Source organism: Aequorivita flava (assembly GCF_038742595.1).
Taxonomy (GTDB): Bacteria; Bacteroidota; Bacteroidia; order Flavobacteriales; family Flavobacteriaceae; genus Aequorivita; species Aequorivita marisscotiae.
In genome coordinates, this window is the sequence record NZ_JBANCF010000017.1 from 44,778 (window position 1) to 52,142 (window position 7,365).

Sequence of the window (7,365 nt, forward strand, 5' to 3'; positions counted from 1 at the left end):
GCCTCTAAATTTTGAAAAAATAAAGAGAAACACACTTTACAAACTTTTTTTGATTGTTTGAGGTACTCACGATCTTTAGATTATTAGTATTGAGATCAAAAAAGTTTATGAGTCGCTTTTTTAATAGCCGCACCTGTTTTACAGCTATGCGAAACTAAAAAAATGTGAACTCGTGTAAGTAAATCACATCTGCAAGTAAATAATAAACTTGTCTTGATTCCGCTTAGACGGATTGATGGTAACGATTTACTTTACAAGGAGCCATATCACAATGTATTTATACAGTGATATGGCTTTTCTTGTTTTAGAAAATACCCCCTATCAGTGTAAAACCGAGGAGTAATTAAGGAGCTACTTCTCTTTTAAAAACGCCTCCAAATGGTTATATTTGCACTCTTAAAATTTAATATTTCCAAAAATAATTTTCAATGACAAATTCTTCAAAAATTATATATACCAAAACCGACGAAGCGCCGGCTTTGGCCACCCACTCATTTTTGCCCATTGTTGAAGCTTTTACTTCTACTGCAAACATAAAGTTAGAAAGTCGCGACATTTCGCTTGCAGCAAGAATTTTAGCAGTTTTTCCAGAATTCCTAACGGAAGACCAACGCGTATCGGACGATTTGGCCGAGCTGGGCGAATTGGCAAAAACGCCCGAAGCCAACATTATTAAACTTCCGAATATAAGTGCTTCCATTCCACAGTTAAATGAAGCTATCGCCGAACTTCAAAAAAAAGGATTTAAAATTCCAAATTACCCAGAGGATCCTAAAACCCCTGAAGAAAAAGAAATAAAATTAAAATACGACAAAGTAAAAGGAAGTGCCGTAAATCCAGTACTTCGCGAAGGCAATAGCGATCGCCGAGCACCAAAAGCGGTAAAAAATTACGCTAAAAAACACCCGCACAGTATGGGCGCGTGGAGCAGCGACAGTAAAAGCCACGTGGCAACTATGCAAGACGGCGATTTTTTCCACAATGAAAAGTCGCTTACTCTCAGCGCAGACGACGAGTTACAGATTGTTTTGGTTGAAAAGGACGGAAATAAAATAACTTTAAAGGAAAATCTCAAAGTTTTAAAGGGCGAAATTATCGATGCAACGGTAATGAGCAAAAAAGCATTGGTTTCCTTTTTGGAAGATCAGGTAAAGGATGCCACAGAAAAGAAAGTATTGTTTTCAATACATTTAAAAGCAACGATGATGAAAGTGAGCGACCCAATAATTTTTGGTTACGCTGTAAAAGTATATTTTGAAGATTTGTTTAAAAAATACGCAGATACATTCAAAAAATTGGGCGTTGACGCTAACAATGGCTTGGGCGATTTGGAAAACAAACTCTCCGAATTAAGTAAAAATGAACGCGATGCCATTCTTCAAGACATTCAAAAAATAATGTCCGAAAATGCAGATTTGGCAATGGTTAATAGCGATAAAGGTATTACTAATTTGCACGTTCCAAGCGACGTAATAGTAGATGCATCAATGCCTGCAATGATTCGCAATTCTGGGCAAATGTGGGGTCCTGACGGAAAAAGCCACGATACCAAAGCTGTAATTCCAGATAGTAGTTACGCAGGAGTTTTTGAAACCACTATTGAATTCTGCAAAAAACACGGAGCTTTTGATCCTACCACTATGGGCACCGTACCAAATGTAGGTTTAATGGCGCAAAAAGCCGAAGAATACGGAAGCCACGACAAAACTTTTGAAATTCCAGCAGATGGAATAGTTCAGGTTATAGACAATTCCGGAAAGGTGATAATTAAACACACCGTTGAAAAGGGTGATATTTGGAGAATGTGCCAAGTAAAAGATCTACCTATACAAGATTGGGTTAAGTTAGCGGTAAATCGCGCCCAAGCAACCGGCTATCCCGCAATTTTCTGGTTGGACGAAAACCGTGCCCACGATGCCGAACTCATCAAAAAAACAAACAAGTATTTACCCGAACACGATACTGCTGGGTTAACAATAAAAATTCTTTCCCCTGAAAAAGCTACTGAATATACATTAGAACGCGTAAAAGCCGGACAAAATACTATTTCGGTTACCGGTAACGTTTTACGCGACTATTTAACGGATCTTTTTCCTATTTTGGAATTAGGTACCAGTGCAAAAATGCTTTCAATAGTTCCCTTAATGAATGGTGGAGGTTTATTTGAAACTGGCGCAGGAGGTTCTGCTCCAAAACACGTTGAACAATTTTTAGAACAAAACCATTTACGCTGGGACTCTTTGGGCGAGTTTCTGGCTTTAGCAGTTTCTTTGGAACATTTGGGCACAAAATACAATAACCCTAAGGCAATTGTTTTAGCAGATGCCTTAGATGAAGCCACCGAAAAATATCTCGAAAACAGCAAATCGCCTTCACGAAATGTAAATGAAATAGATAACCGTGGAAGTCATTTTTATTTAGCTATGTATTGGGCAGACGCACTTTCAAAGCAAAGTAAAGACGAAGATTTAAAGACCATCTTTACTCCCGTTGCACAAAAATTAATGGAAAACGAGGCCAAGATAAACGAGGAATTAATCGCAGCTCAAGGTGATAAAGTAGCCATTGGGGGGTATTACGAACCAACTGAAAAACTGGTTTTTGAAACCATGCGACCCAGCAAAACATTTAATACAATACTTACCGGATTAAAATAAAATCCAATTTATTCTAAAAACCTTCGGCCTCGCCGAAGGTTTTTTTTACTAATAAAATAAAGCCTTTGAAAAAAATATTCACTTTGTTGCTTTTGTTCGTAAGTATAGCTGCTTTCGCACAAGAAAAATTTACCATCAGCGGCACTATTTTGGAAGCCGAATCAGGCGAAACACTGTTTGGGGTAAACGTAATTATCCCTTCCATACAAGCGGGAACGGCAACCAATCAATATGGGTATTATTCAATTACACTTCCAAAAGGCAACTACAAAATTTATTACAGCAGCATTGGTTTTGAAACCCAAATTGTTGACGTTTCACTTACCGAAAACATCAAAAAAGATTTAGCGCTTACCACAGATTCCCAAAGTTTAGACGAAGTAGTTATTGAGGCAAATGCCGAAAGACTCAACGTGCGAAGCTCTCAAATGAGTAAAAATACGCTTTCAACAACAACCATTAAAAAAATCCCCGTGGTATTAGGCGAAGTTGATGTTATTAAAGCAATTACGCTACTTCCGGGTGTTACTAGTGCCGGCGAAGGCGCTAGCGGATTTAACGTTCGTGGCGGTGCGGCAGACCAAAATTTAATTTTACTAGACGAAGCAACCCTCTATAATTCTTCGCATTTATTTGGTTTTTTTTCGGTATTTAATCCGGATGCCATCAAGGATTTAACCCTTTACAAAGGAGGAATTCCCGCAAGATATGGCGGTCGGATTTCTTCGGTTTTAGATATTTATCAAAAAGACGGCAACAAAAAAAACTATCACGCCAGCGGTGGTATTGGGCTGGTGGCAAGCCGTTTACTTTTGGAAGGTCCCATTAAAAAAGACACTGCATCATTTTTAATAGGCGGCCGAAGTAGTTATGCGCACTTATTTCTTCCCTTATTCAACAATGATAATATTGCCTATTTTTATGATTTAAATACCAAGTTAAGTTACAATCTCAACGAAAATAACCGTTTGTTTTTATCGGGTTATTTTGGAAGGGATGTTTTTGAAATCTCAGACAGTTTCGCGAATAGTTTTGGCAACACAACATTAAACCTTCGTTGGAACCACCTCTTTTCAAGTAAATTGTTTTCAAATCTATCCCTAATCTATTCGGATTATTACTACGGTTTAGAGCTGAAATTTGTAGAATTTGATTTTGACAGTGGTATTCGAAATTTCAATGTAAAGTATGATTTTACGCATTATATATCAAACAACGTAGATTTACGCTATGGCGTTAATAGTATTTACTACAAATTTAATCCGGGCGATGTAACACCAACCACAGAAGATTCCGGAATCAACCCTTTTAAACTAACAGATAAATATGCTTGGGAAAATGCGGCCTATGTTGATGCTGAAATTAATCTGTCTGATAAAATTTCGGTCCAAGCGGGGCTTCGATTGTCAAACTTTAACCGGTTGGGGCAGGATGAACTGTTTCTGTACCAAGATAACAATCCGATAATATATAACGAAAATCTTGATATTTATCAAAAAGCCAAACCCATAGACACCGTTTCATTCAGTAGAAGTGAAACCATAAAATCCTTCGCCAATTTAGAGCCTCGCTTCGCTATTTCCTATTTGTTGAGCGATAACGCTTCCATTAAGGCCAGCTACAACCGTATGGCGCAGTATATTCACTTAATCAGTAATACCACTTCGCCTACCCCTTTTGATATTTATGCCCCCAGTGGAAAATATATTGAACCACAATTGGCAGATCAAGTAGCATTGGGGTATTTTAGAAATTTTAAGAACTATTCCCTGGAAGTAGAAACCTTTTACAAAAAGGTACAAAACCGTTTGGATTATGTAGATGATGCAGATTTAATTGCCAACAATGCAATAGAACAAATTTTGCTCAATGGCGAAGCACGGGCATATGGCCTTGAGGTGCTTTTAAAAAAAAATACTGGCAAATTACAGGGTTGGATTGCCTACACTCTTTCTAAAAGTGAGCAGCGTACACCGGGAAGATCGGCGATAGAAACTGGTATAAATAATGGCGAATGGTACAATAGCGCTTGGGATAAAACACACGATATTTCTATCACCGGACAATATGAATTAACAAATAAATGGTCTTTCGGCACCAATTTTATTTTCCAAACGGGTATCCCAACAACATATCCCGAAGGACAATATAGCTACAATGGGGTGGTAGTTCCGGTTTATGAAGCCCGAAATAAAAGTCGCCTCTCAACATTTAATCGTCTAGATTTGTCTGCCACGTGGACTCCAAAACCCGAAAGCACTAAGCGTTGGAAAGGCGAATGGGTTTTCAGCATCTATAATGTATATAACAGAAAAAATGCAGCGTCTATAAGTTTTAGGGAGAATACTGATATTCGCCAAAATGAAGCGGTTCGACTTTCAATTTTCGGAATAATTCCATCGGTAACTTATAATTTTAAATTTTAAGAATATGAAGAAGCTATTTATTTTTATAATTTTCTTCGGAATTTTTTCTTCCTGTGAAGACGTTATTGAAGTTGAACTTAATGAAGCTCCTCCCAGATTAGTTATAGAAGCAAATTGTAATAAAAATATTGATGAAGAACAAGTTCAAGCAACTGTGAGATTAACGATAACAAAACCGTTTTTCGGAAATGAAAACACAGAAATTACAGATGCGGAGGTAAAGATTATTACGGAAGAAGGATTTATTATAAACCTTGAATATTTTAACAATGGGAGATATTCTGCCACTTTTCCGGTAGAAGCTGAAAAAGAATACACCTTGGAAATTGTACACCAAGGCGAAACATATAGCGCAACTGAAGTACTGTACAATGTTTCACCTTTAGAATTTGTTGAACAGCGAAATGATGGCGGATTTACGGGAGAAGATATTGAACTAAAAGTATTTTTTACAGATCCGGCCGACCAAAGAAATTTCTATTTTTTTGAAGGGCTATCTGAAAAAGGTGATGTTTTAGACGTTTATAATGATGAATTTTTTGACGGAAATACGATTTTTGGATATTTTTTGGTTGACGATTTAGCGCCAGAGGACCAAGTACAATTTAATATTTACGGTGTAAGTCAAGCATATTACAACTTTATGTTTATTCTTTTACAACAAACCAGCGACCAAGGCGGTGGCCCTTTTGAAACACAGCCTGCAACCGTTCGAGGCAATATTGTAAACGAAACTAATCCGGATAACTATCCTTTGGGATATTTTAGAATTTCTGAAGTTTCTACGCTTAATTATACAGTACAGTAAAATATTATACCTTAGCAACAACGACGCTTCGGGATACATTATACAATGAATAATAAAAAATGGATTTTACAAAAACCACTGAGCAGGATTCAAAATACAACCATTTGGAAAAAATGAGTGTCTCTGAACTGCTTCAAAATATAAACAACGAGGATAAAACCGTTGCCTATGCTGTAGAAAATGCACTTCCCCAAATTGAATCGCTCACTAACGAAGTGGTTAATAAATTAAAGAACGGCGGAAGGTTATTTTACATCGGTGCAGGCACCAGCGGTCGATTAGGTATTTTGGACGCCAGTGAATGCCCACCAACCTTCGGTGTACCTCACGAATTGGTTATAGGTTTAATAGCAGGGGGCGATTCGGCCATTCGCAAAGCTGTAGAATTTGCCGAAGATTCGGAAAGACAAGGTTGGAAAGACCTTCAGAAAGAAAACATTACCGATAAGGATTTTGTAATTGGTATCGCTGCTTCCGGTACAACACCTTATGTTATTGGCGCCTTAAAAAAGTGTCACGAAAACAATATTTCTACCGGGTGTATAACCTGTAACGCTGGTAGCCCATTAGCCAATACAGCACAATATCCAGTGGTTGTAGTAGTAGGTGCTGAGTTTGTAACTGGAAGTTCACGAATGAAAGCTGGCACAGCTCAAAAGTTAGTTTTAAATATGGTTTCTACAGCAGCAATGGTTCAATTAGGCAAAGTGAAGGGAAACAAAATGATTGATATGCAGCTAAGTAACAATAAGCTGGTAGATCGTGGAGTGAGAATGATTATGAGCGAATTACGCATTTCAGAAAATGAAGCACAAAGGCTTTTGGAAAAATATAAAAATGTTCGAAACGTTATAAATAATTTTAAAAATGAGTAAAACACACACAAATTTCGATTTACTAAAAAAGGGTTTAAAGTTTTTAGCATTTGCGCTACCCTTGTTGTTTTTGAGCCCTTATTTAATCACTTTATCATTTTTAAATAAAGAAACCTTTATGCTATTTGTATTTCTTTTCTTCGGAGTAATAGCTGGAGCGGGAGCTATCTTCCTCCTTTTTAAAGGCATCAATACAATTATGAGCGCCATTTTCTACAAATAGGTACCAACAAATTTTGAAGATACTTCCGGAATAAAAAAGATGTTTTCAAAAAGAATTAAAAAATTAATCAAGCTATCTGATCGAGCAGGATCGCGACCTGATAGGAAGTTAGGAGCTCAAAGTTCTCGACTGCGCTCGAACAGACACCAAGAGTTACGCTTTATGTAACGACTCCCAACCCACCCACGGCAGTGGGAGCGCAGGTGCGCGGGTTCAATGCAAAAAAAAAGACCCAATCAAATAAATGATTGGGTCTTTAAAGGAAGGCGGCGACCTACTCTCCCACTGGATAGCAGTACCATCGGCGCAAACGGGCTTAACTACTCTGTTCGGAATGGTAAGAGGTGAGCCCCGTCGCTATAACCACCTTAAATCA

General features: G+C 37.7%; 5 protein-coding genes and 1 rRNA gene. 5 read left to right on the plus strand and 1 reads right to left on the minus strand.

The features are described 5' to 3' along the window. Positions 1 to 428 precede the first annotated feature (428 nt). The 5 genes from VZD24_RS14475 to VZD24_RS14495 all read left to right on the plus strand — a co-directional run bounded on the left by VZD24_RS14475 (position 429) and on the right by VZD24_RS14495 (position 6,989). Positions 429 to 2,657, plus strand: a complete 2,229-nt coding sequence (locus tag VZD24_RS14475) for an NADP-dependent isocitrate dehydrogenase (protein WP_342687970.1) — start codon at positions 429 to 431, stop codon at positions 2,655 to 2,657. Positions 2,658 to 2,722: 65 nt separating this feature from the next. Next, complete coding sequence (locus tag VZD24_RS14480) at positions 2,723 to 5,083, plus strand: TonB-dependent receptor (protein ID WP_342687969.1); 2,361 nt, start codon at positions 2,723 to 2,725, stop codon at positions 5,081 to 5,083. A gap of 4 nt (positions 5,084 to 5,087) precedes the next feature. Then, complete coding sequence (locus VZD24_RS14485; RefSeq protein WP_342687968.1) at positions 5,088 to 5,891, plus strand: DUF4249 family protein; 804 nt, start codon at positions 5,088 to 5,090, stop codon at positions 5,889 to 5,891. Between the two features lie 59 nt (positions 5,892 to 5,950). Then, the gene (gene murQ, locus VZD24_RS14490) at positions 5,951 to 6,766 is read left to right on the plus strand and encodes an N-acetylmuramic acid 6-phosphate etherase (RefSeq protein WP_342687967.1); all 816 of its coding nucleotides are present in this window, start codon (positions 5,951 to 5,953) and stop codon (positions 6,764 to 6,766) included. After that, the gene (locus VZD24_RS14495) at positions 6,759 to 6,989 is read left to right on the plus strand and encodes a DUF6095 family protein (protein WP_279448688.1); all 231 of its coding nucleotides are present in this window, start codon (positions 6,759 to 6,761) and stop codon (positions 6,987 to 6,989) included. The genes murQ and VZD24_RS14495 overlap by 8 nt, the downstream gene beginning before the upstream one ends. 261 nt (positions 6,990 to 7,250) lie before the next feature. Here the strand turns inward: VZD24_RS14495 and rrf are convergent. Next, a 5S ribosomal RNA gene (gene rrf / locus VZD24_RS14500) occupies positions 7,251 to 7,360 on the minus strand. Positions 7,361 to 7,365: the final 5 nt, after the last annotated feature.

What these genes read in the sequence shown, in the direction of transcription:
- VZD24_RS14475 (WP_342687970.1), top strand. Translation starts at nt 429, where the DNA reads ATGACAAATTCTTCAAAAATTATATATACCAAAACCGACGAAGCGCCG.
- VZD24_RS14485 (WP_342687968.1), top strand. Translation starts at nt 5,088, where the DNA reads ATGAAGAAGCTATTTATTTTTATAATTTTCTTCGGAATTTTTTCTTCC.
- murQ (WP_342687967.1), top strand. Translation starts at nt 5,951, where the DNA reads ATGGATTTTACAAAAACCACTGAGCAGGATTCAAAATACAACCATTTG.
- VZD24_RS14495 (WP_279448688.1), top strand. Translation starts at nt 6,759, where the DNA reads ATGAGTAAAACACACACAAATTTCGATTTACTAAAAAAGGGTTTAAAG.